Origin of the sequence: Corynebacterium sp., assembly GCF_022712195.1 — a bacterium.
In the GTDB taxonomy this organism is placed as follows: domain Bacteria; phylum Actinomycetota; class Actinomycetes; order Mycobacteriales; family Mycobacteriaceae; genus Corynebacterium.
In genome coordinates this window covers 66,938-88,080 of the sequence record NZ_JALAGY010000037.1, presented here as the reverse complement: position 1 = coordinate 88,080, position 21,143 = coordinate 66,938, and the positions used below count along the sequence as shown (strand labels likewise).

Annotated in this window: 20 protein-coding genes and 1 pseudogene; 7 read left to right on the top strand and 14 right to left on the bottom strand. The window is 68.3% G+C overall.

What is annotated here, in order from left to right; genetic code table 11:
* Nucleotides 1-43: 43 nt before the first annotated feature.
* Nucleotides 44-352: a hypothetical protein gene (locus Q0A34_RS04910; protein ID WP_291478891.1), complete on the bottom strand. Its 309-nt coding sequence runs from the start codon at nt 350-352 to the stop codon at nt 44-46.
* A gap of 488 nt (nt 353-840) precedes the next feature.
* Between Q0A34_RS04910 and mobF the strand changes: the two genes are divergently transcribed.
* A complete protein-coding gene (gene mobF / locus Q0A34_RS04905; RefSeq protein ID WP_291478890.1) occupies nt 841-4,449 on the top strand; it encodes a MobF family relaxase in 3,609 nt (1,202 codons plus the stop codon).
* A gap of 202 nt (nt 4,450-4,651) precedes the next feature.
* Here mobF and Q0A34_RS04900 read toward each other — a convergent pair whose 3' ends face one another.
* From Q0A34_RS04900 to Q0A34_RS04885, 6 genes and pseudogenes are all read right to left on the bottom strand, one after another.
* Nucleotides 4,652-5,002 carry a hypothetical protein gene (locus Q0A34_RS04900; RefSeq protein ID WP_291478889.1) on the bottom strand — a complete coding sequence of 117 codons (351 nt, stop codon included), beginning with the start codon at nt 5,000-5,002 and terminating at the stop codon, nt 4,652-4,654.
* A 39-nt stretch (nt 5,003-5,041) separates the two neighbouring features.
* On the bottom strand, nt 5,042-5,233 hold the full coding sequence (locus tag Q0A34_RS04895; protein WP_291478888.1) for a hypothetical protein: 192 nt from the start codon (nt 5,231-5,233) through the stop codon (nt 5,042-5,044).
* Nucleotides 5,234-5,419: 186 nt separating this feature from the next.
* Entirely contained in the window at nt 5,420-5,788 is a 369-nt protein-coding gene (locus tag Q0A34_RS04890; RefSeq protein ID WP_291478887.1) for a hypothetical protein, read from the bottom strand.
* A gap of 30 nt (nt 5,789-5,818) precedes the next feature.
* A pseudogene (locus tag Q0A34_RS13710) lies at nt 5,819-6,199 on the bottom strand (zinc-ribbon domain-containing protein); the annotation flags it as partial.
* 19 nt (nt 6,200-6,218) lie between these two features.
* A complete protein-coding gene (locus Q0A34_RS13705) occupies nt 6,219-6,857 on the bottom strand; it encodes a zinc-ribbon domain-containing protein (RefSeq protein WP_363316430.1) in 639 nt (212 codons plus the stop codon).
* Nucleotides 6,858-7,235: 378 nt separating this feature from the next.
* Entirely contained in the window at nt 7,236-9,008 is a 1,773-nt protein-coding gene (locus tag Q0A34_RS04885) for a hypothetical protein (protein WP_291478886.1), read from the bottom strand.
* A 196-nt stretch (nt 9,009-9,204) separates the two neighbouring features.
* On the opposite strand from Q0A34_RS04885, the gene Q0A34_RS04880 reads away from it, so the two are divergent.
* The 6 genes from Q0A34_RS04880 to Q0A34_RS04855 all read left to right on the top strand — a co-directional run bounded on the left by Q0A34_RS04880 (nt 9,205) and on the right by Q0A34_RS04855 (nt 14,515).
* Nucleotides 9,205-9,780, top strand: a complete 576-nt coding sequence (locus tag Q0A34_RS04880) for a dihydrofolate reductase family protein (protein WP_291478896.1) — start codon at nt 9,205-9,207, stop codon at nt 9,778-9,780.
* 357 nt (nt 9,781-10,137) lie between these two features.
* The gene (locus tag Q0A34_RS04875; protein WP_291478885.1) at nt 10,138-11,637 is read left to right on the top strand and encodes an LTA synthase family protein; all 1,500 of its coding nucleotides are present in this window, start codon (nt 10,138-10,140) and stop codon (nt 11,635-11,637) included.
* 3 nt (nt 11,638-11,640) lie between these two features.
* The gene (locus tag Q0A34_RS04870; RefSeq protein WP_291478884.1) at nt 11,641-12,009 is read left to right on the top strand and encodes a YchJ family metal-binding protein; all 369 of its coding nucleotides are present in this window, start codon (nt 11,641-11,643) and stop codon (nt 12,007-12,009) included.
* A gap of 94 nt (nt 12,010-12,103) precedes the next feature.
* Nucleotides 12,104-12,841, top strand: a complete 738-nt coding sequence (locus Q0A34_RS04865) for an endonuclease/exonuclease/phosphatase family protein (protein ID WP_291478883.1) — start codon at nt 12,104-12,106, stop codon at nt 12,839-12,841.
* Between the two features lie 86 nt (nt 12,842-12,927).
* Nucleotides 12,928-14,037: a magnesium and cobalt transport protein CorA gene (locus tag Q0A34_RS04860; protein ID WP_291478882.1), complete on the top strand. Its 1,110-nt coding sequence runs from the start codon at nt 12,928-12,930 to the stop codon at nt 14,035-14,037.
* Between the two features lie 10 nt (nt 14,038-14,047).
* A complete protein-coding gene (locus Q0A34_RS04855; RefSeq protein ID WP_291478881.1) occupies nt 14,048-14,515 on the top strand; it encodes an acetyltransferase in 468 nt (155 codons plus the stop codon).
* 28 nt (nt 14,516-14,543) lie between these two features.
* On the opposite strand, the gene Q0A34_RS04850 is transcribed toward Q0A34_RS04855, so the two are convergent.
* The 7 genes from Q0A34_RS04850 to Q0A34_RS04820 all read right to left on the bottom strand — a co-directional run bounded on the left by Q0A34_RS04850 (nt 14,544) and on the right by Q0A34_RS04820 (nt 21,041).
* Entirely contained in the window at nt 14,544-15,518 is a 975-nt protein-coding gene (locus Q0A34_RS04850) for a DUF808 domain-containing protein (RefSeq protein ID WP_291478880.1), read from the bottom strand.
* A 50-nt stretch (nt 15,519-15,568) separates the two neighbouring features.
* Nucleotides 15,569-16,126, bottom strand: coding sequence for a hypothetical protein (locus Q0A34_RS04845; RefSeq protein ID WP_291478879.1), 558 nt, complete (start codon nt 16,124-16,126; stop codon nt 15,569-15,571).
* Between the two features lie 76 nt (nt 16,127-16,202).
* Entirely contained in the window at nt 16,203-16,832 is a 630-nt protein-coding gene (locus Q0A34_RS04840; RefSeq protein WP_291478878.1) for a hypothetical protein, read from the bottom strand.
* A 69-nt stretch (nt 16,833-16,901) separates the two neighbouring features.
* Complete coding sequence (locus Q0A34_RS04835; RefSeq protein ID WP_291478877.1) at nt 16,902-17,798, bottom strand: DUF6363 domain-containing protein; 897 nt, start codon at nt 17,796-17,798, stop codon at nt 16,902-16,904.
* Nucleotides 17,795-18,463, bottom strand: a complete 669-nt coding sequence (locus tag Q0A34_RS04830) for an SDR family oxidoreductase (protein WP_291478895.1) — start codon at nt 18,461-18,463, stop codon at nt 17,795-17,797. The genes Q0A34_RS04835 and Q0A34_RS04830 overlap by 4 nt, the downstream gene beginning before the upstream one ends.
* Nucleotides 18,464-18,513: 50 nt before the next feature.
* Nucleotides 18,514-20,307 (bottom strand): hypothetical protein, encoded by a 1,794-nt coding sequence (locus tag Q0A34_RS04825; protein WP_291478876.1) that lies wholly within the window; start codon nt 20,305-20,307, stop codon nt 18,514-18,516.
* Nucleotides 20,304-21,041, bottom strand: coding sequence for a DUF4232 domain-containing protein (locus tag Q0A34_RS04820; RefSeq protein WP_291478875.1), 738 nt, complete (start codon nt 21,039-21,041; stop codon nt 20,304-20,306). Before Q0A34_RS04820 ends, Q0A34_RS04825 begins: the two co-directional genes overlap by 4 nt.
* Between the last annotated feature and the right edge of the window lie 102 nt (nt 21,042-21,143).

Below are 21,143 nucleotides of genomic sequence, written 5' to 3'. Positions count from 1 at the left end.
GGGGTTGGGCGTCCGCTACTCGCGGGCATCAGGGGCGGGCAGGTCAGGCGGGTACGCACCCCGCCGACCGCACTCGCTCGGCCAGGGCGTGGATGACGTCGGCGACACGCACACGCGCGAGGTAGGCCCGCTCTCGGATCTCCACGCGTGCGTGCTCAGGCAGTGCCGCGCGCACGAACACCACCTCCCGCGGGGCAGAGGTAGACAGGTCGGCGGGGGTCAGTTCGCCGACCGTGTCAGCGATCAGGGTCTCGACGCGGACTCCGCGGGCGGCGGCTGACGCGGTGAGCGTCTCCCAGTCGCTGCGGTCGACGCGGGCGCTCCATCGCGGCGCGGGGGTGCTGGGGATCATCACGGCTCCATCTCAGTGGGGTGGCGGGTCTCGGACACCGATGACCGTCGGCGCGCTGGCTCGGCACACACACCGTGCCGGGCGCGGGGTTGCCAGCCGGATGGACGCGCACGAGGTCATGCCTCGGTAGTCGACCCTCATCCACGGCGAGCCACAGTCACGTGCTCAACTCCGACAGCAGCACAAACCTCTCAGCACCTCAAGCACCTACACGAGCACTACTAACCCTTCCTCCTTTATCCCTTCACACCCCTCTTCCTCTTACTTCTACTTCCATCCTTTTCTCATCCTCTACTCCTCAAAACCCTCTACCAAAACCCCTTACATACACACACCACTAATTCATTACAGGCACTTGCACCTGGGGGTGCAGGCCCGGCGTCGCCTCGCCTTGGGGTCGCCACGGCCGCCCCGACAGGTAGGTGGTGCGTGGACAAAAAACCGGCACGGTGACCACGCATCCACCGACCCTAAGGAGCACCCCCCTTTTGCTTTCGATCAGCACCATCAAGGCCGGCCAGGCCGCCGCGATGAGCGACTACTACGCAGAAAAAGTTCGCTCCGGCGAGCTGACCCTCGAAGAGGCCGCCGAGCGAGAAGTCGCGGAGCGGGCCGATGAAATCGCCGCGGAGCGCGGCATCCCAGACGCTGAGGCCCGGCTCCTCGCGCAGCACGAGCGCCGCATGAAGGACGGGCTCGCGGCCACCAAGGGCGCCGGCGCGTACTACAAGGCCGACGCCTCCAAGCCCCGCCTCGTATGGGTCCGGGGCTCCCATGCTCACGGCAGCCGGGTCACCGACGAGGAGCTGCTTGCGCACCTCCAGGGACGGACCCCCGATGGCGAGAGGACCCTCGTGGACCCGCCCCCTCAGCGTCTGGACAAGATCGCGCGTCTCCTCGGGCTGCCCGAGGGGGCGCTAATGGGCGGGGACACGCTCGATGCAGTCCGCGCGGGCCGGCACCCGGAGACCGGCGAGGAGCTGACCGGTGAAGTGCGCCAGCTGATCGACCGCTACTGGGCACCCACCGATCAGCCGTCGCGGGGCAAGCGAGACGCGGTCACGACGTATGACCTGACCTTCTCGGCCCCCAAGGGGGTATCGGTTTTGATGGGCTTCGGCGATGCGGAGCTGCGTGAGCTGATCATCAGCCTCCACGAGGAGGCCGTGGACGCCAGCCTGAGCTACGCCGAGGAAGCCGGGGTTTTCGCTGTGGCTCGCGGGCATGCGCGCGCTGAGTCAATCGCGGCGACCCCACTCGGGGCGATGCGGAAGACAGAGCTCGCGAGTCGCGCCGGCGACCCTCAGCTCCACTCGCACCTGCTGGTCTCAGCGGCGGCCCGTGGGGCAGACGGCCGCATCACCCTCCTCGATGGTCAGTCGGTCTTCCATGCCAGCCGGGTCCTCCGCGCGCGCTACGAGGCCGAGCTCGCGACCCGACTGCAGGAGCACCTGGGCATCACCGTCGCCATGTCCGAGGAGTCGGGCGTACGCGAGGTCGTCGGCATGGACGCCGGCGTCCTCGATCAGTACTCGAAGCGATCCGCGCAGGTCGCCGAGAAGCTGGAGGAGCTCCAGCGCGCCGACAAGCTCCTGGTGGCGCGCGTGGAGGCGGACCTCTCGGCCTACGAGGAGATGGCGGCGAGGCGATCGGCAGGCGTCGACCTCGACGCCGATCAGGCCAAGATGGCCGCAGACTACGCGACGTACCAGTCGATCCTGCGGCAGTGGGCCAGCGGGAAAACGGCCTCCCACGCCCACCAGCGTGCCGTGCTGGAGTCGCGCGACGGTAAGCCGGAGCTGCCGGAGGTCGATCAGCTCCGCGAGTGGGCCACAGCCCCGGACCGCCCCGACGTGACCCAGCTTCTCGCCCACGCACAGCAGCAGGGGAAGGCTGCCCGCCAGCAACCCACGGTGGACTCCGTCGTCGCCGCCGCCCTCGCACACGCGACGCGGGACGCCTCGGTCATCAAGCTGAAGGACTTGAGGGCTGCTCTCCACGACGTGTGGCCCACCGGATGGGGGATGGATCGCGTCGCAGAGGTGGAGGCCGCGCTTATGGCCAGCGAGGAGCTGCTCCAGCTCACGGACCGTGTGGAGCTCCAGGCTGGCGCATGGACGAAGGGGATCGGGACCGAGTACACCACCCGCACCGCTGTCGCCCAGGAGCAGCGCATCGAGGCGATGGCCGCCGCGCTGGCCCACTCGGCTGGCGGCCCGCGCCTGGACCCGCGGCGCCTCGCGGACTGGGCCGAGCGGTACACCCTGACCCCGGAGCAGGAGGCTTTTCTCGCTGCCGCCGGGCGGGGGACGAAGCTCACGGTGGCTGAAGCGCCGGCCGGCGCCGGCAAGACGCACATGCTCAGCCCGCTTGTCGCGGCGTACCAGGAGGCGGGGTATGAGGTCGTCGGGGTGTCGACCAAGGCGGACACGGCGGCGGCGCTGGGCGAGGCGGGCGTGAACCGACACGCCTCGCTGGCGCGGCTTGAGATGTGGGCGGAAGCGGGGGCCTGGCAGGCAGGCATGAGCAGCGCCATGGCCCTGGAGGGTGAGGCCGCGCGGACGGCGGTCCGCCAGGCTGAGACGCCAGAGCAGCGGCAGGCGGCGGAGGCCGCGCTCGCTGCGTGGGAGCAGCGTGCCGCGGACGAGCCCCGAAGGAGGCAGGGCGAGGCCGCGCGGTTGCAGCGTGACTGGGCTGCGTTCAAGACGTCCCCGCCGGCAGACGCAGGCGAGCGACAGAGGGCGTTCGAGGCTCTCTCGAAGCGGTCCGAGGAGCTTCAGGCGCGGACCCCGAAGTCGTGGGAGGAGGCTGACAAGGTGGTCCTGATGGTCGATGAGGCGGCGATGACGAACAACGAGCAGATGGAGAAAGTGCTGAGGCTGGCGGGTCAGCGGGGGTGGTCGGTGGTGATGACCGGTGACAGCCGGCAGCTCCAGGGCATCGGAAGGTCGACTGCATTCAGTCTGGTCGCGGATGCCGCCGGCCGGATGGACATAAGCGAGACCTACCGCGCTCGGGACGCGCAGGAGAGGGAGCTGCAGGTCGCATGGCACGATGCGGAGTCCCTGGTCGAGGGAGCGGACGCCGAGAAGGCCACCGCAGCCGACGCCATGATCGACTACTGGCGCGACCGTGGACGGCTTCACCTCCCCACGTCCGAGGCACTGGAGGCGGCGGCGGTGGCGCGGCCGGACGCCCGAGACCCGTACGCGGAGGCGGCCATCGAGGAGATCGCGGCGGCGTACGTCGATCATGAGCTGGCGCACCCCGACCAAACCCGCTTGGCGCTGGCGCGTACCAACGCGCAGGTCAACCGGCTGGCTGAGGCGATCCAGCGGGAGCAGATCCGCCGCGGCGTCATCGACCCGACGACGCCTGCAGCAACTCTCCGGGACCAGAAGAGAGGCTTCGAGCAGCAAATCAGGGCCGGCGAGACGATTCGCATCACGAAAAACATTCGGGGGACCCAGATCCGCAATGGCCAGGTGGGGACGGTGCGTGCCGTAAATCCGGACGGCTCGGTCAAGGTGTCGCTCCCGACGGGTGTCGGCGGTGCCATGAAGACAGAGGTCATCCGGCCCTCGCACCTGGCGTCCGGACACGCAGCACTTGGCTGCGCGTCGACCGGCCACGGGGCCCAGGGGCGCACGGTCGAGCGGGCTTGGGTCGTCGCGGACGGCGCAGCCGACCGCGAGTGGCTCTACCCAGCCATGACGCGGGCCAAGAGTGGGACCGACCTCCACTGGATCTCTGAGAGCCCGGAGAGGGCTGAAGCCGACCTCGCGCGCTCGATGCTCACAACCGGAGCCGACGCCTCTGCACTGCAGGTCGCGCGGACGCACCCCACGCCGGCCCAGCAGGCCGAGGCTGAGAAGTGGCTGCGGGCGCACGGTCGAGCGGTGACCCCGGAGACGATCGTCGAGCGGGCTTCGTACGTGCAGGCAGCGGAGGCCGCCAAGCGCGAGCAGCAGCGCGCTGAGCTGCGCGTCGCGCAGGCGTCGTCCGCCGAGGCCGTGAGGATGATCCGGCAGCAGCGCGAGCAGCAGGTCCGCCGCCAGCAGGCCCAGCAGCGCCAGGGGCGCGGAGTGGCCGCGTAGCCCAAGAGAAGGGGGCCCCCCCGAACGCGGGGGCCCCAAAGCGGTTAGGCGGCCCCCCGGGCGCCGTGTCCGTCGCCGCGCCCCCCCCACCCCCCCCCGGCCCCCCCCCCCCCCGCCCCCCCCGCCCCTGGGGCTGGGTGGGCCCGCGACCCCAACTACCCCGCCCCCCCCGTCCGGGGGGGCCCCCTTCTGCTGTTCGTCGTCACGCGACTCCGTACGCGGCCAGATGGGCCCGCACGGCACTTTCGGTGGGTCGGCTACCGGGGGTCAGGGCGGTCATGTGAATCCGCCCATCCGTCGCATCTCCAGGGCCATCCCCCAGGTCGAGAGGCTCTGTGATGAGGAAGCGGCTGGCCAGCAGCGCGCTGACGGCGTGGATGGTATCCATGGAGCTCACGATTGCCACGAGCCCTCCGGTGCTGCGCTCCTCGACGAAGATGGTCCCGCGATGACCGCCGCGAGGATCCCACTCGGGGAGCTCGTCTGGGTCAGTGATGGCGTGGCGTCGGCCGTCGGCTGTAATGGCAGTAATCTCCATGGAAAAGGCTTTCATCAGGTGGAGAGTGGTTACCCACTACCGTGCCTGCTCGCGTCAGCGAGGAAAGCCACTCCCGCCCCGTGGGCGGCGGGCCGGGTACGCGGTCCGGCGTGGGGCGCCCGGGTGCGCGTGGTAGGCGGCAGCGAATCGGGCCAGCTGAGCGGCCGTCAGCTCCTCGGGGCCGCTGATCTCGACGAGGGCGTCGATCAGGGCGCGGCCGGTGGACGTGGTCGGGGTATCGGGCATGCCCCGACCGTACCCGTCCCCGGCGCTCTCAGACGCACTCCACGAGCCGCGGCCAGCCACGCGACCAACTTGTCGCGTGGCCCCGGTTCAGCTGCATCTCGCTGACTGAAGGCGTCTGAGGCCGACACAGGGGGCGTAGCACTCTTGCTACGCCCCGGAAAATGACCCTCCGTTCGCAACGGGAGGTCACCCTTGCGTCAGCTGGGCGATCGTTTGGACATCGCGGGATGGGTCTTGGGCACCTGAGTACACAGTTAGCTCGTGGTAGTCAGGGTCATCAATTTCAAGAGAGTGTAGAGGTGCTTCTCGAAGTCTGACCACAATGTGACCATCTCGGAGCAGGTCAATGCTCTTGATGCGGTCGACGGGGCCTTTGTCCTTGTGCCAGTATGCGCCGTCGTATTCGATCACCAGGGATCTCCCGTCGGCCAGCGAAACACGGATGTCTACCGACCACGAGGAGTGGTTGGTGAACGCAGGTGAGTGAATCCGCGGCCCCGACTGAGCTTCGCCCCAGTACGCACGAGCGGCCTCGACGTACTGCAGCTCAATCATCGACTTGCCTGCTGTCCGGCATTCGGGACACTGGGAGCCGTTGACGCGAACTGCCGGCATCGCCGACCACGTGTGCGCGGGGTTTCGTCGGCAAACCCACAGGGGAGGCTCTACCAGCTGGCTGGTATTAGGTCGAACATGCCATGGTGAAAGCGCGTTCTCGGAGGACCACTCATCCGCGATTTCGGGGTAGTGGAAAGCCAGCGAGTCGAGAATTGTCCTGCACTCGGGACACCGTAGTCGCTCGTACTTATCTCGCTCCCGGGGCGTTGCTTGAAACTCATGGCCGCACACAGGGTCGCGCCACCACACAACTCGACGTGAATTGGGCGAGATGGTCGACAATTTAAGCTTTTCATTCTTGGTTGGGTGCCACTGGCTGGCGATCTCTGGTGTCAGACGCGTGGACAAAGGGTCTTCCGCAGCTTCCTTAGCACGCCGCTTTCGCGTTTCCGCTGCCTTGCATGCTGAGCAACCCCCCGAAAAGCCAGCTCAACGGCTGGCGGGTGTTGCGATGCCCACTGGGGCATCGGAAACGGTAACCGGACCCGCCCGTAAAGGCATCGACCTGGACTGTCTCAGGAGAGATGTCTTCATCCCAGGCGTCCAGCAGTTCTGGGACGTCGGCGATGGTTAACCCCTCGTAGGCAGCCCGCTTCGCCTTCCATTCCTCCGCCGCGTCCTCCCGGCACGTGGGACATGGTGAGGAATGGCTGCCAGTTACGTCCGAGATTCGCCGTTGGAAGGAGTGATCTGCGGGGCAGCGCCACCAGGCTTCTTTTCGTCCTTTGAGCTTCGCGGTTTCCCACAACTCTGGCGGGTTGCGGTCGTGGTCCCACCAGTCTGCGTACCGACTGTCGGAGTTCTTTAGGAGGTTCGCTCCGGCTGTCTTCTTAGTCCCGGCGGTTGCCGTTTTTGTGTTCCGGCTGCAGGTGCAGCCCCAACCGAGGTCCCCTGGCCGCTGGGCCTCGACGCGTCCGCACCGGTTGCAGCGTGTACCATGCGGATCTTCGTCGAGGCTGGGTTCCGTCAGTGGACCAAGGTACGTGAAACCATTGGCCTCTGCCATCTGCTGAATGTGGTGGAGATCGACTGGACGATTCCCTGAGTGCTTACGGGCACCCTTCGCCCACTTGGTCCAGTAACAGGCACGACAGGCCTGTTCCGAGTGTTTGCGGCGCTCGAGCACGTACTCGAACCGGTAGTGGCCCTCGAAACTACAGTGATTGCAGCGTGTGAGGAGGTATTCTCCGGGTTTGGTAAAATTGTCGAGAAGAGTGAGCCCGACTTCCTCGTAAAGGTCACGCAGGTGCTCGTCACACCAAGTCGGGCGAGTGCGTGTCCTAAATGCCCCGGTTCTTTCACAGCCATCAGCTGCGCAGGTCGTCATCGTCTTTCTCCGCTCGTAGTCCGAGTTTCTTAACTTCTTCTTCAATCCTATTCGTGGCTACGGTTCAAAACCCTTGTCGGGCAATGAATCTGTGGCTGCCCAGCCGTATCGGCTGAGGGTGAACGCCTCGTTGGCGTGGCCGGCCTGCTGGGTAACGAGAGGTACCGGTACGCCGCGGGAGAGCCACTGGGAGACCGCGTAGTGCCTCAGGTGATGGTGGGACCAGCCGCGGCGGGTGGTGCCTTTGTACCCGGGCCACACGTGTAGGACGTCCGAAACGTAGTCGTAGAGCGGCGAAACGTACCTACCTGTGAGGTTGGTTGGGGACTGGTATGTGCCGTGGGGGATCTGGGTCGCGTATGGCCAGCGGGCTGGGAAAGCAACTCCGGGGCCGCGGTTACGGGCCGGGTTGCGCGTCGGGAATAGCAGCGCGTCCCAGAAAACTCGCACGTCGCGGCCGGATTCGATCCACATTTCGCGCAGGCGGTCGTGCAGTAGGTAGGCGATTGGGGTGAATCCCGACTTCCAAAGGAGAAGCGCGTCGACCTCGGTCATGTCCCAGAGGCTGCCGTCGCGAGCTGTAGCGTCGAAGACATCGAATTCAGCCGAGTGGAGGATGCCATTATGCGGATCTGCGAGGAGATCCCGCAGCGGGCGTTGAGCATCTCGATCCCACGCGGGGTAGAGGAGGGGGGAAAGATAAACCCGTCGTGTTTTACCCATCTTCGGGGCAGTGACGGCCATGCGCCCGCCGTCCGGGGAGACCTGTTCGACGACATCGACAGCGCCGCGGTATCCGCGCATCAGCAGGGGATTCATGCCTTCGAGAGGTGTGGGCGTGTATCCGTCATTGACCTCTCGCAGGAGCACCCCGTGCATGGCCTCCTCCAGGTTGCGTGCGGTGTTTTGGTCCAGGTGGAGGCCGAATAGGTGCCGCGTGCGCAGCGCCAGGGCTTCCCCGATACGCAGGCCGCCCGCAGCGCCGAGGGCAGTCAGTAGGGCGATTTGGCGGAATCGGGACGCGAGCTCCGCCGTCTCCACGGTGCGCCGGCCGATCGGGTTCTTGTAGTGGTCCGGGATGCCGCGTCGCATGCTGCTGATGAGGGAGAGCGGTGCGCCGAGCTGGAGCTTTTCGCGGACGAACCAGAGTGATCCGGGGTCGTCCGTAAGAGCATTGCCGGTGTGCTCTCCGGTCACCGGGTCGACGTGCTCACCGGGGCGGGAGAGCGCGGGGTGCAGCTGGCATGTCGAGTAGCACGTGTCGATGACGCCGGAGACCCACTCTGATGTCGGGATTTGGGTGCGCTCGACCTCCCGTGGCGCGTCCTCTGAGGCGCTGCCGGGGAGTCGGATGGCCTCGGAGTAGCGGTCGCCTGGACGGCCGGTCCAGCGCTCTACCAAGTCGAACGTGGCCCGGACGATGGTCCGGACCCGCTTGGCCTGGTCACGGCTGAGGCCGTCAGCGAGCCTGCGGAGATCCTCGGGGCGCACGGCGGTGACCGGCAGGTCCCAGAGGCTGCTGAGTGCCTTGGCGCGGTACCGGTACGCAGTGGTGGTGCGACTGACCCAGCGATGCTGATTGTCGGTGATCCACGTCTCGACGGCTTCGCCGACGGTGGGAGGCGCGACGCTGGCGGGGTCGTCACCCCAATCGCCGAGGGCCTCAGCGGCTTTCTGGACGACGATGTCCTTGGTAGCGCCGGTCCGGTTCTTCGGCTTGCCGGTGACGGGGTCGCGCCAGACCACCTGCCACCGGCCACCGGGCGTCGACGGCGCGTAGAGTCGGGCCCGGCCGCCGAGGATCGGAGTGGATTTCTTGCGTGGAGGCATGACCAGAAGATTAGCGAAATGTGCGAAACCCCGTCCAGAGCAGGGGCAAGGAGGTGGTCGACGTGTGCCTGGTGGAGTTCAAGTTCAACGTCTAGCGCGTAGGAGGGGTCCGTCGTGGGGAGGGGAGACGGGCCCGGCGCCATCACTGCTGGCGATGTATTCTGAGGAAAACCACTGTCGCGGTGAGGGGAACATGATGCGGGAACTGACCTACTACGTCGCAGTCAGCCTGGACGGATACATCGCCGGTCCCGGCGGTGAGTTCGACGCCTTCCTCGCTACCGGCGATCACATGGAGCCGATCTGGTCCCGCTACCGCGGCACGGCTCCCACGGAACTGGCCGAGGCGGCCGGGCTTTCGGTCGATGACGGGCCGTTCGACACGGTTCTCATGGGTAGGAACACATACGCGGTCGGGCTGCCGCACCTGACGAACCCTTACCGGCACCTGCGTCAGATCGTCTTCACCAGCGCGCCGTCGCAGCGGCCGGAGGGAAGCGACGATGTCGAGTTCACCGCGGAGGATCCGACGGCGGTGGTGCGTGAGCTCAAGCAGGAGGACGGGCGGGGCATCTGGCTGTGTGGTGGTGGGACACTCGCCGCATCGCTCATCGAGGACATCGACCGACTGGCGCTGAAGATCAACCCCGTCGTGCTGGGAGAGGGGATCCCGGTGTTCGGTTCTGCCGCCTACTCACCGAGGGCATGGAGGCGAACCCGGACTCAGTCCTTCGAGTCGGGCGTGATCTTCGCAGAGTACGCCCGCGCCTGATCCGGCGCTGATCTGCGGAATCCAAGGGGAAGTGGTGTTCACGTCCACCGTCTGACCGTGACCTCGGAGTCGGCCGTGCGATGCGCCGTAGCAGGGGCGACTGTGCGGCGTAGTGGCCTGCAGTGCCCGGGGGAAGCCGCCGTGGCCTCGGCAATGTCATAAGTCACTTTCTCGCGCAATCCGGGTGAACTATGGTTGAATTCCTGAAGTTCAAAGGATGAATCTTCTGCCGGCCCCACGCGTGGCCGCAGTGTGAGCGACCCGCACGACATGTGCTCTGCGTCGGAAAGGTGAGATGTCCCATTGTCTGGAGCTGTTAAGTCCAAGGCCAAACGGGTTGGCTCAGTCGTGGGGCGCGTGGCTGTCTACCTGCTGATCTGGCTGGCCCTCACTCTGTTCATCGTCGGCATCGGCATCCACATGTTCTGGGGTGCCATCACCGTCGACCAGATGATGATGAACCTGGTGTCCATGCAGGCCGACGGCGGCGGTGGTGACCTCGTCTGGCTCGGCATCCTCGCCTTCGGCGTGCTGCCGGTCGTCCTGACCCTGGCGATCGCCTACGGGCACTACCGTTTCCTGCGTCGACGCGGCGGCGAGAAGGACGACCATGTCCCCGCGGGCCGTGGCTGGGTCAAACGCACCGTGTCCGTGGTGCTGGTCGCGGGCGTCGTGGTCAGCGGTACCGCCATGTTCGGGTCCTCGGTCCACGTCGGTGCGTACATCAAGGCCGCCAACTCCGACTACACCATCGACCAGTACTACAAGCCGCCGCAGGTGACCTCAGCCGAGAACTCCCGCAACGTGGTGATGATCTACCTCGAGTCCGGCGAGGCGACACTGTCGGACACCACCCTGTTCGAGAAGGACCCCTTCGTCCCGCTCAAGGACGTCACCCGCCAGGAGGACGGCTGGCAGAACGTGGGGAACTTCCAGCAGTACGAGGGGGGCGGCTGGACCATGGCCGGCATCTCCGGCACCCAGTGCGGTGTCCCGTTGAAGGGGAACGGCCTGGTCACCGGGAAGTCCGGGTTGAACTCCCTCGGCGGAGACGTCGCGAGCTACCTGGGCGGGCTGACCTGTGTCGGCGACGTCCTCAAGGAGCAGGGCTACCGTAACGTGTTCATGGGCGGGGCCAACGGGTCCTTCGCCGCCAAGGACCAGTACCTCACCACCCACGGCTACGACGAGCAGTACGACCTGGACGACTGGCGGGCCAAGGGGGAGCCGGACGACCAGTTCCGCGGCGACTGGGGTCTCAGCGATAAGCGGCTGATGGCCAACGCGAAGGAGAAGGTGGATTCCCTGCATGAGGAGTCCGCGAGGACGGGCACCCCGTTCAACCTGTCCATGCTGACCGTCGACACCCATGAGCCGGTCCACATCTACGACTACTGCGACGTGGACACCGAGAGCGAGGTCACCTCCATGTTCTCCTGCTCGCTGACCCAGGTCGCCGACTTCGTCGGCTACATGGAGCAGCAGGGCTACCTGGAGGACACGGCCGTGGTCGTCATGGGTGACCACCTCAAGCACATGGGCTCCAACAACGCCTTCGGCGAGGAGCTCGGCGACCACCCGAACCGGACGATCTTCAACCGGTTCTGGATCCCGGGCGACGAGAAGTCGACCTCGTCGATGCGGTCCGGTGTCGACCAGCTGAACATGATGCCGACGATCCTCGAGGCGGCCGGGATCGAGCTGAAGGACCGGCAGGCGGGCCTGGGGGTCTCGGCGTTCTCGCCGACCATCCCGGAGAGTTCCGCGCAGAACCTGGAGCCGGACATTTACGCGCAGCTGCTGGAATCGCGGTCCCAGGAGTTCTACAGCGAGGCATGGGAAGGCGAGGAGCTGTAGCTGATGGGGGACAGGTCGCCGGAGGCCGGGGAGCCTGAGACCGCCGAGGCGCTGATGCGTTCCAGGTTCGACGCCTTCCGGCGTGGGGACGCCACCTGGCTGCTGCGCACGTGGCACCCCTCCACCCGGCCCGAGGAGCTCGACCTCTCCGACAACCCCCGCTGGCGCGGTCTCCAGGTCGTCGACACCGTCGCCGGCGGGCCGGAGGACTCCACCGGGGTCGTGGAGTTCCGGGCGACCTATCTTCCGGCGGACCAGGGGGCAGGTCCGGGGTCAACTTCGGGGACCGGTGTGGCGGAGGTGATGGAGGAGCGGTCGCGGTTCGTCCGTGAGGACGGACGCTGGTTCTACCTCGACGGAGAGGTGCGCTGACCGCGCGCCCCACCGCTTTCCTGTGGAAGTGTGTGCTGATCTCACCGGAAATGCTCATAATTCCGGCCGTCGGATGTACTAGGCTCGATGACCAATGAAGCTGATTAGCTATAACCTGCATAAGCACAACGCGGTCACTGAGCTCCTCCCCCTGGCGGGAGCGCACGTCCCGGACGCCATCTGCGTCCAGGAGGCCGACACCGGACGGTTGCCGGCCCGCCTCGGGTCCCTGGAACTCGTCCACGCCACCACGCAGAACCGTCTCGGCCTGGCGGTCTACCTGCGCGCCGACCGGTTCGACGTCAGGGACCTCCAGGTCACCGCCCTGGAGAAGTCCTTCCACGACCGGGTCATGAAGCCGGCCTCCGAACGACTCGTCACAGTGCGTGCACATGACGGCAAGCACGGCCACGACGTGGTCATCGCCTCCTTCCACGCAGCCCCGCTGACGGCCACGAACGCGCTGCGACGCCAGCAGATCCGCACGTCCTTCGACGCGCTCGGCGAGATCGGGGCGGGTGTGCCGTCGGTCATGGTCGGCGACTTCAACTACCCGTTGTTCCAGAGCGGGCTGCGCCGGCACGTCGACTCCCACGGTTTCGACATGGCACGGAGCGACGGGGCGACGTACTCGCGCTACGGCGTGCTGAAGGGGAACTACGACTTCGCCGTGTCGCGTGGTTTCGGCCGCTCGCGGGTCGATGTTCTGCCGCAGGGGCGCTCCGACCACCTGCCGATCATTGTGCAGGCCAGCATGGGCCGTACCCGGCAGTCCGGAGCTGCGCTGAGGCCTGAGCTGCGTCCCGGGTTGAGTCCCGCGCTCACCGCCTGAACCACCGGCGGCTTACGCCCACGACGGGTGCCGGGGATAGGGTATCCCCCGGACACCGGACAACCACGGGTCGAGAGGGCAGACACATGGGCAACCACAGGACGAACGACGGCAGGATCAGCAGGCGCGCCCGCAGCAAGCAGCGCGCCGCGGGGCTGACCCCCGCCCCTCCCGGTGCACCGCCGGTGGTGACCTACGTCGACGACGGGGCCGTCAGCCGCGTGCCGGAGGGCACCACGGTGGCTGAGGCGACAGCCTCGGCGGCGGACCGGCCCGACCGCATGGTGGTGCTGCAGTACCCCACCCCGGGCAGGGAGGGAATCGGCGAGCTGGCCGAGGCCTGGGACCTGCACCCGCTGCTCGTGGAGGACCTGGTGAACGCCCGGCAGCGTCCCAAGCTGGAGCGCTACGATGATGTACTGTTCATCGTCGCCCGCTCAGCCCGGTACAACGACGCGGCGGAGGACGTCGCGTTCTCCGAGTTCCACATTCTCGTCCGCCACGGATGCGTCGCCGTGTTGTGCCAGGACGGCCGGTGGGTCGACGGCACAGACAGCGCCGGGGTGTCCGCAGCGGACGGTGCCGGTCCCGGGCGCCGGACCCTGCTCGCAGACCCGGACGTCCTGAAGCTCGGTCCGGAGGCCGTGGTCTACAGGATCCTCGACGCGATCGTCGACGGCTACCCGCCGGTGCTCCGGGGCATCGCCATCGACAAGGAGCAGATCGAGCGTCAGGTCTTCAGCGGCGACGCCGCGGTCGCCGAACGCATCTACCGGCTGAGCCAGGAGGTCATCGACGTCCAGCAGACCATCGCCTCGATGACCGAGGTGCTCGACGCGCTCCGCGCAGGCTTCGTGAAGTACGACATCCCCGAGGATCTGCGCTCCTACCTGGACGACGTCGCCGACCACCTCACCCGTGCCGGGACTCTCGCCGCCGACCAGCGCGACGCCCTGGCGCAGATCCTCAACGTCAACGCCACTCTCGTCGCGCAGCGCCAGAACGAGGACATGAAGAAGATCTCCGGGTGGGCGGCCATCCTCTTTGCCCCGACGCTCGTCGGCGCGATCTACGGGATGAACTTCGACGACATGCCCGAACTGCACTGGGCCTTCGGCTACCCGATGGCGCTGGGCATGATGTTCGGCGTCGCGCTGCTGCTGTACATCTTCTTCCGCCGCAGTGACTGGATGTAGGGTGACGGGCATGACGGACGTGACAGGAGCGACCGGAACCGGCCGAGCGGAACTGCGCGAATGCCGCGGACCGGGGGAGTACTCGCGACTGGTGGAGATCTGGCGGTCCGCCGTCGACGCCACCCACGACTTCCTGGCGGAGGCGGACCGCGACAGCATCGAGGAGGCCCTGCCGGGGGACTACTTCCCGCAGGTCCGGTTGACCGTCGCCGACGTCGACGGACGTCCGGTCGGATTCGCGGGGACGGCGGACGGCAATCTCGAGATGCTGTTCGTCCACGCCGAGGCGCGGGGGAAGGGCGTCGGTACGCTGCTGTTGCACGATGCCGTCGAGAAACAGGGCGTGAGCCGCGTCGACGTCAACGAGCAGAACCGCCAGGCGGTGGACTTCTACCTGCGCCGCGGATTCGCGGTCACCTCACGGGACGAGCTCGACGAGGCAGGACGCCCCTACCCGGTGCTCCACATGGCCCGGTAGGTGCGGCCGGATCCGTGCGCCAGACGGGTCACCGGGGGCGACGCGTCGTCCGACGCACGGCCGTGACCGCGCCGACGACGACGGATCCGACGAGGAGACCGGTGACCGCGGAGCACAGGGTCTCCACCAGCCACCGAACCACGGCGCCGGCACCCGAGAGCTGCTCCACCAGGTGGTGGACGGCACCGTAGGGTGCGTGCCATCCGAGTTCGTCGACGCCGACGAGGAGGATGTGACCACCGACCCACAGCATCGCCGCGGTGCCCACCACCGACAGGACGGTCAGGATGCGGGGCATCAGGGCCACCAGCCCCCGTCCGAGCCGCCGGACGGCCTGCGCCCGGTCGCGGGCGGGGTCGGCGAGGGCGAGTCCGACGTCGTCCATCTTCACCAGGAGCCCCACGACCCCGTACACCACGAAGGTGATCAGCAGGGCGACGCCGACCAGGATCGCCGCGCGCTCAGGCAGCCCCCGTCCGGTCAGCTCGTTGAGGGAGAGCACCATGATCTCGGCGGACAGGATGAAGTCCGTGCGCACCGCGCCCTTGACCAGTGAGTCCTCGTCGTCGGGGGAGGAGGCCTCCCCGTCCGCCCCGACGGCCCCGGCGTTGCCGTGGTGACCGTCACCGGCGTGTCCACCGCGGCGTGCGGCGAGGGCGTGCCAGATCTTCTCGGCCCCCTCGAAGGCCAGGTAGGTTCCACCGACCATGAGGACCGGGGTCAGCGCCCACGGTGCCAGCCAGCTGAGCAGGAGGATCACCGGCAGGATCACGATGATCTTGTTGACCAGCGAACCCTTGGTGATCCGCCAGATGATCGGCAGTTCGCGTGCGGGGCTCACACCCTGGACGAAACCCGGTGTCACCGCAGCGTCGTCGACGACGACCGCGGCGGCCTTCGTGCTTGTCGACGCGGCGGCCTGGGCGACGTCGCGGCTGCTCGCGGCAGCCTTGCGTGCGATGAGGGCGACGTCGTCGAGCAGTGCGATCAGGCCACCGGCCATGGGGTGCTCCGTACTGTGGTCAGGGGACGGGGGTCAGAGATTTTCCCATCCTAGAGCATCCCGGGGCAGAACCCCGGCCGTCCGGCAGCACACGGTCGATGTCGTGGCCTCAGGGGGGGGTGGAAGGTCCCCGCCCCGGGGAGGGAGGGCTGGCCGGCGTCCGGGAACATCGCGGAGTTCGTCACCCGGATGCCCATCGCGACCTGTCCACTGCCCGTCTTCGCCACGACGTTCATCGGCGTGGGGTCCAGATAGGTCGGGCACGGCTTCACCGTGACCTCACCGCCCTTGCCGGAGGTGAGGTTGAGGTAGTTGACGGTGACGTGGGAACTGGCCGCGCTTCCGGAGCAGATGTCGGGGGAAGCGGGTGCGGAGAAGTCCACCTCCCCGGAGTTGCCGGTGGAGCGGGCGACGACGGAGGCGAAGTACGGCCCGGGGACGACGAGGCCACTGACGTGGAGGCCCAGCGCAGGGATCTGGTAGACAGCCAGAGGGCGGCTGTCCTGGGCGTGGGCGGGGCCGGCCAGGCCGACGGTCAGGGCCGTGGATGCGGCCAGTGCGGCGGCGCCGGCGAGGATCCGCCGGGTGAGAGTGCGTGGGGAGGACATGGTGCATCACTTCCAGGGTCTGCGGGAGTCCGGTTATCGTTCACTCACAGAAACAATCGGTGATGCGGGGCCGCCGTTACTCCTCGGAGGTGGGGCCTGGTGTGGTGCGGTCGCGGTCGGTGCGCATGTCTGTGTGCAGGTCTGTGCGCAGGTCCGGGTTCAGGGTGGTGAGCGCGGTGAGCGCCTCGAGCTGGTCGACCAGGCAAGCACGGCTGAGGCCGGCGGTGGGGGAGTCAGGGGAGTACCCGGAGACCATCCCTCCCACTTCGGAGCGGAACAGGCGGTCCTCCAGGACACACCGGCGGTGCAGGACGACTCCGGCCCACAGGTACAGCAGTGACACCGACGCGCTGACGACGGTCCCGGTCAGCAGCAACGCGGCGACCACCTGCAGCATCAGGTGCAGGAACCCGGACACGGGGACCGTGCTGAGCAGGTAGCCTGCGGCGGTCAGCAGACCTGCCACGGCGAGGACAGCGACAGTCCAGGCCACGGCGGACCGGGGCGACTGGGCCTTGTCCTCGTTGACCGCGATCATCATGTCGATGCGCCGGAGATCCTCGGTGTTCGCCCTCAGGGCGGCCCTGTCAGCCGCCCTGTCAGCGGTCCTGTCGGCGGCCCGGCGGAGGAGTGCACGTCGGCGTGCGGTGACCTCGGGGAGCCCGGACGGGCGCAGTGGGCCTTCTCCACGGGACCTGGCGTACATGGATCGAACTGTACATGGTGTCCCGCTTCCTCACCGGGCAGGGAGAACCCACGGCCGGCCCGACCACTCTCACCCGGCGAGGAACTCCATCCACCGCGGCCAGTCGGCACCGGTCTGGATGGCCCCGGCCTCGTACGAGGCGCGCAGCTTGTCGATCTTGCGCTCGGTGTTGGAGATCCGCATGTGCTCCGGGAAGAACAGGAGCGCCCGGCCCTGCTCCTCCAGCTCGAGAAGGCGGCGCTTGGTGGCGTTGTAACGGGCGGGGCGGGTGATCACGGCCTCGGCCACGGCAGGGGTGTCACGCAGGACGCGGCGCACCGCGCCGGGGTACTTCACCTCGGGCTTGACGTAGTCGCGCGGGCGGGTGCAGATCACCAGGAACCTCCCGAAACCGTCGTTCTCCGCGGCTTCCAGGAGGATCCCGCCGGAGGAGCCCAGCGCCCCGTCGACATAGGGCTCACCGTCGACCTCGGGGGTCTTCATCAGCACCGGCATCGTCGAGGACGCGCGCACCCGCTTCATCAGTGACGGCAGGTCGGTGAGGTCGTCGCGACCCCAGTAGACCGTCTCACCGGTGCCGGCGTGCATGGCGCCGATGCGGAACGGCGTCGCGTCGGCGGAGAAGGTCTCCCAGTCGAAGGGGAACTCGTTGCCGGGCAGACCGGAGGTCTCGTAGATGTACTCGGCGTTGAAGTAGCCGTCCCCGCGGAGGAAGGAGCTGATCCCGCCCGTGCCGGGGGCGGCGCCGAACTCCACGAAGCTCTTCCGTGAGCGTTCCGCGTCGTGTGACAGGAAGTTCACCGTGTGTGAGGCTCCTGCGGAGATCCCGCCGACCCAGCCGAAGCGGACCTGCTGTTCGATCAGCTCGGACACACAGGCGGCGGTGTAGCTGTTGCGCATGCCGCCGCCCTCGAAGATCAGGGCGACGTCGGACGCCACGACCGGTGCGGGGCCGGAGGGGCTCACCACTCGATTCTCCGCAGCGCCTCGCGGGGGTCCTCGTTGCCGGCGTTGAACCGGATCGTCCGGGCCGAGGTCTGGGGGCACTCCAGGGCGGCGACGATCGTCTGGGCGACGGTCTCACGGGGCACCTCGGTGGCGTCGGTGCGGCCGTCGCCCTCGGGGAGGATCTCGATGCCGCCGCGGTCGCGGTCGTCGGTGAGTCGGCTCGGTGCGATGATCGTCCAGTCCAGTTCGGAGTCGCGCAGGTGCTGGTCGGCGGCGGCCTTCGACTCCGCGTACGGGTAGAAGCTGCTGTCCTCCGGGATGCAGTGGTCCAGGTATGACCCCGACCAGGAGACCATGATGAACCGGCTGACCCCGACCTCTTCTGCGGCGTTGATGGTGCGGATCGCCGCGTCCCGGTCCACCGCCCAGGTTCGCTCCGGGTCCCCGCCGCCGGCCCCGGCCGCCCAGATCACCGTGTCGTGCCCCTCGAGGAGCTCTGCGATGGCATCGGTGCTCATGGTCTCGATGTCCGCCACGACGGGGGTCGCACCGGTTTCGCGGACGTCGTTGAACTGGTCGCGGGAACGGATTACCGACGTCACGGTACTTCCCGACTCGACGAGCATCGGTGCGGTCAGCATGGCAACCTTCCCGTGGCCGCCGATGATGACGATGTCGTACATGGTGTGGATGCCTTTCATCGAGGTCGTTGTGTCCTGAGTGTGGCCCCAGCCTAGCGGGGAACGAGAGGTCCCACCGCCCCGGCACCGACACAGACGTGGGAACCGGGTGGGCCGTCGACCTCCACCAGGAACGTGCCCCCGCCGCCGGACAGCCCGACCCACCTGGTCACGAGGTCGGTGCCCACGTCGACACCCACGGTCCGGGCACGCCACCGGGCCTCGTCCTCGAGGCCGTTGGGGGTGGAGAGCCTGACGGTGACGGGCTGGTCGGCGGTGGCGGTGAACTCCCAGGTCCAGTCGCCGAAGGGCAGGGCAGGTTCCACGGGGACGACCGTGGGGCGGCCGGCCTCCACCCGGACACCGCAGTCGGGGGAGTCACCCTGGGCGCTGCGGGCGATGTCGAGGACCTCGGCGTCGACGATTCTCCCGTCCGGCGTCACGATGCGCGGCTGCGTGGTGACCGGGCCGACGCCGTCCCCGCCGTGCAGGCTCCCGCCGACCGAACCGACGGTGTTGTAGGGTGACATCAGCGGGGTGAGGACCTCCAACGGGGTGTTCTGATCCGGCAACGGGACACCGGAGTCCCGGGCCTGCGCCACCGCCTCCCGCAGTCCGGCGAGGTAGCCGGCGGTCTGGTCGTCGGACCACTCGGCCACCCAGGTCACCGTCGACGCCGTCGAACTGGCGATGAACAGCAGGCAGGCCGTTCCCGCGAGCACCCGGCGCGCTGCGGGGGCCCCGGCGGTCCCCCGGGAATCCCGGGGGAGCGTCCCGGTTGCAGCAGCGACGAGCAGCAGGACGGTGACCGACCACCAGTCGGCGTAGTAGTGCATTCCGCGGGCCAGCAGGTCCGTGGAGCCCTCGCCGGTGCGGCCCTGGCGCAGCAGCAGCAGGACCACGGCCAGGTAACCGACGGACAGCGCTACGGCGAGGAGGCCGGCGGTGAACCGACGCCGGAGGGAAACGAGGTAGACCACCACGAGACCGGCCACCACCACCGCCGCGGCCACCTGCACCGGGCCGGCGGTGGTGGAGAACGCGGGCGAAGGGTCCCACCGGTCCCAGCTCCAGGGGCCGCCGAGGACACCGGGCACCACCGAGGACCCCAGGGCAGTGGCGATCCCGTCGAGCCCCGGCGACGGCGTGCCGCTGCCGCGCTCGACGAGGTACAGGTAGAGACCGGCCCAGAACGCCGTCAGCGCCACAGGTACGACGCCGACGGTCCACGGGACACGTGGCGCGACCCGCCCGTCGGGCACACCGCGGCCGGCCGCCCGCAGCACCAGGGCCACCGCCACCGTCGCCGGCACCACCGTGAGGACCTTCTCCGTCATGACCAGACCGGCCAGCAGGACGGCGCCGGCCGCGAGAGAACGGGCCAGTACGGTGCCCAGTGGCGCCCGCGCCGGGGCGGAGAGGACGATCAGGCCGACACCGGCGGCGGTGACCTGCCAGGCAAGTGCGTTGACCCCGGCGGACCACCAGCCGGAGGCCGTCCCCAGGAACGGGGAGAACATCAGCGCGGTGAAGGCGGTGACCCGGACCGTCCGCCGGTCGGTGAGTCGGCTGAGCAGGCGCCACCACAGCAGTGCGGCCAGCGCCGTCGTCGCCAGTGTGACCACGGCGGGCAGCCACCACTGCAACGGTGCGACCGAGTCGGCCAGGATCTGCAGGGCCGCCGATCCCGGCATGAGGTGGCCGTCGTAGGGCACCCAGAGTCCGGTGTCCCGGAACCGGGCGGGGATGACCAGGTCGTCCCAGTAGAAGGTCCGTTGGCTCAGCTGCCATCCCCGCAGGGCGAGAATGGCGAGCGTGACGAGGAGCGGAGCGGCTGCGCGTCTCACGTGCCGGTGGTGAGTGGTTGGACGGTCAACAGTTCGACGGAGTCGTCGGTGCAGGCGGTGACGTCGCCGAGACCGTCGGCACCGTCGGCACCGTCGGCGAAGTCGAGCACGGTGGTGTCGGTCTCCTCGGGGACGATGACCTGGAGCCCGGACGCGGGGACTGGTCCGCACGCCTGCTCGTCGTAGTTCTCGGCCCGGCTGATCTTCACGACGGTGCTCGCCGTGTCGCCGGGGGCCAGTTCGACAGGACCTCCCGGTGCGTTGTCCTCGCGGACGGCGGGGGCGCCGACCGGGGCGCCGGCCTCGTCGACCAGCGCCACCCCAGGGAACCCGGCGAGGGTGCAGGCCCCGGAGGAGGAGTTGGTGAAGTCGACGTCCACCAGGAGACTGCCCGCCGCGCCCTGGCTCTGGCCGAGCGTGATGTCGAGGGCGTCGGTGGCGCACCGGGAGGCGTCGCCGCCGGTGGCGGTGGGCTGACCGGGGTCGGGTCGGTCCGCGGTGGTGGGTGCCGCCGACTCGCCGGTGGAGGCGGTGTCCTGGACGGGGGTGCCGGCTCCACCGTTGGCGTCGGTGGCTCCGTCCCCGTCGGAACATGCGCTCAGGACGGACACGGCGAGGACGACGGACGCGCCGACGGCGCCCACCGTCCCCGCCCGGCGGAACCGGGAGCCGCCGACCGCGCTGGTGGCGGTATCTGTGCTGTTCGGGGTGCCCTGCGGCTGCTGAGTAACCATGGCCCCCAGTGTAGGCTGAATCACATCATCGGGTTCGGCGTAGCCCGGTACAGGCGCATCGTCGACGGGTATCGTCCGGTGCGAGCACTTCCAACGATTTTC

Bases quoted from the DNA above. Each gene is read 5' to 3' on its own strand.
- Q0A34_RS13705 (WP_363316430.1), bottom strand. From the start codon at position 6,857: ATGGCAGAGGCCAATGGTTTCACGTACCTTGGTCCACTGACGGAACCC.
- Q0A34_RS04890 (WP_291478887.1), bottom strand. From the start codon at position 5,788: ATGATTGAGCTGCAGTACGTCGAGGCCGCTCGTGCGTACTGGGGCGAA.
- Q0A34_RS04855 (WP_291478881.1), top strand. From the start codon at position 14,048: ATGACGGACGTGACAGGAGCGACCGGAACCGGCCGAGCGGAACTGCGC.
- Q0A34_RS04830 (WP_291478895.1), bottom strand. From the start codon at position 18,463: ATGTACGACATCGTCATCATCGGCGGCCACGGGAAGGTTGCCATGCTG.
- Q0A34_RS04820 (WP_291478875.1), bottom strand. From the start codon at position 21,041: ATGGTTACTCAGCAGCCGCAGGGCACCCCGAACAGCACAGATACCGCC.
- Q0A34_RS04880 (WP_291478896.1), top strand. From the start codon at position 9,205: ATGCGGGAACTGACCTACTACGTCGCAGTCAGCCTGGACGGATACATC.
- Q0A34_RS04895 (WP_291478888.1), bottom strand. From the start codon at position 5,233: ATGCCCGATACCCCGACCACGTCCACCGGCCGCGCCCTGATCGACGCC.
- Q0A34_RS04845 (WP_291478879.1), bottom strand. From the start codon at position 16,126: ATGTCCTCCCCACGCACTCTCACCCGGCGGATCCTCGCCGGCGCCGCC.
- Q0A34_RS04910 (WP_291478891.1), bottom strand. From the start codon at position 352: ATGATCCCCAGCACCCCCGCGCCGCGATGGAGCGCCCGCGTCGACCGC.
- Q0A34_RS04900 (WP_291478889.1), bottom strand. From the start codon at position 5,002: ATGAAAGCCTTTTCCATGGAGATTACTGCCATTACAGCCGACGGCCGA.
- Q0A34_RS04850 (WP_291478880.1), bottom strand. From the start codon at position 15,518: ATGGCCGGTGGCCTGATCGCACTGCTCGACGACGTCGCCCTCATCGCA.
- Q0A34_RS04885 (WP_291478886.1), bottom strand. From the start codon at position 9,008: ATGCCTCCACGCAAGAAATCCACTCCGATCCTCGGCGGCCGGGCCCGA.
- Q0A34_RS04860 (WP_291478882.1), top strand. From the start codon at position 12,928: ATGGGCAACCACAGGACGAACGACGGCAGGATCAGCAGGCGCGCCCGC.
- Q0A34_RS04870 (WP_291478884.1), top strand. From the start codon at position 11,641: ATGGGGGACAGGTCGCCGGAGGCCGGGGAGCCTGAGACCGCCGAGGCG.
- Q0A34_RS04865 (WP_291478883.1), top strand. From the start codon at position 12,104: ATGAAGCTGATTAGCTATAACCTGCATAAGCACAACGCGGTCACTGAG.
- Q0A34_RS04840 (WP_291478878.1), bottom strand. From the start codon at position 16,832: ATGTACGCCAGGTCCCGTGGAGAAGGCCCACTGCGCCCGTCCGGGCTC.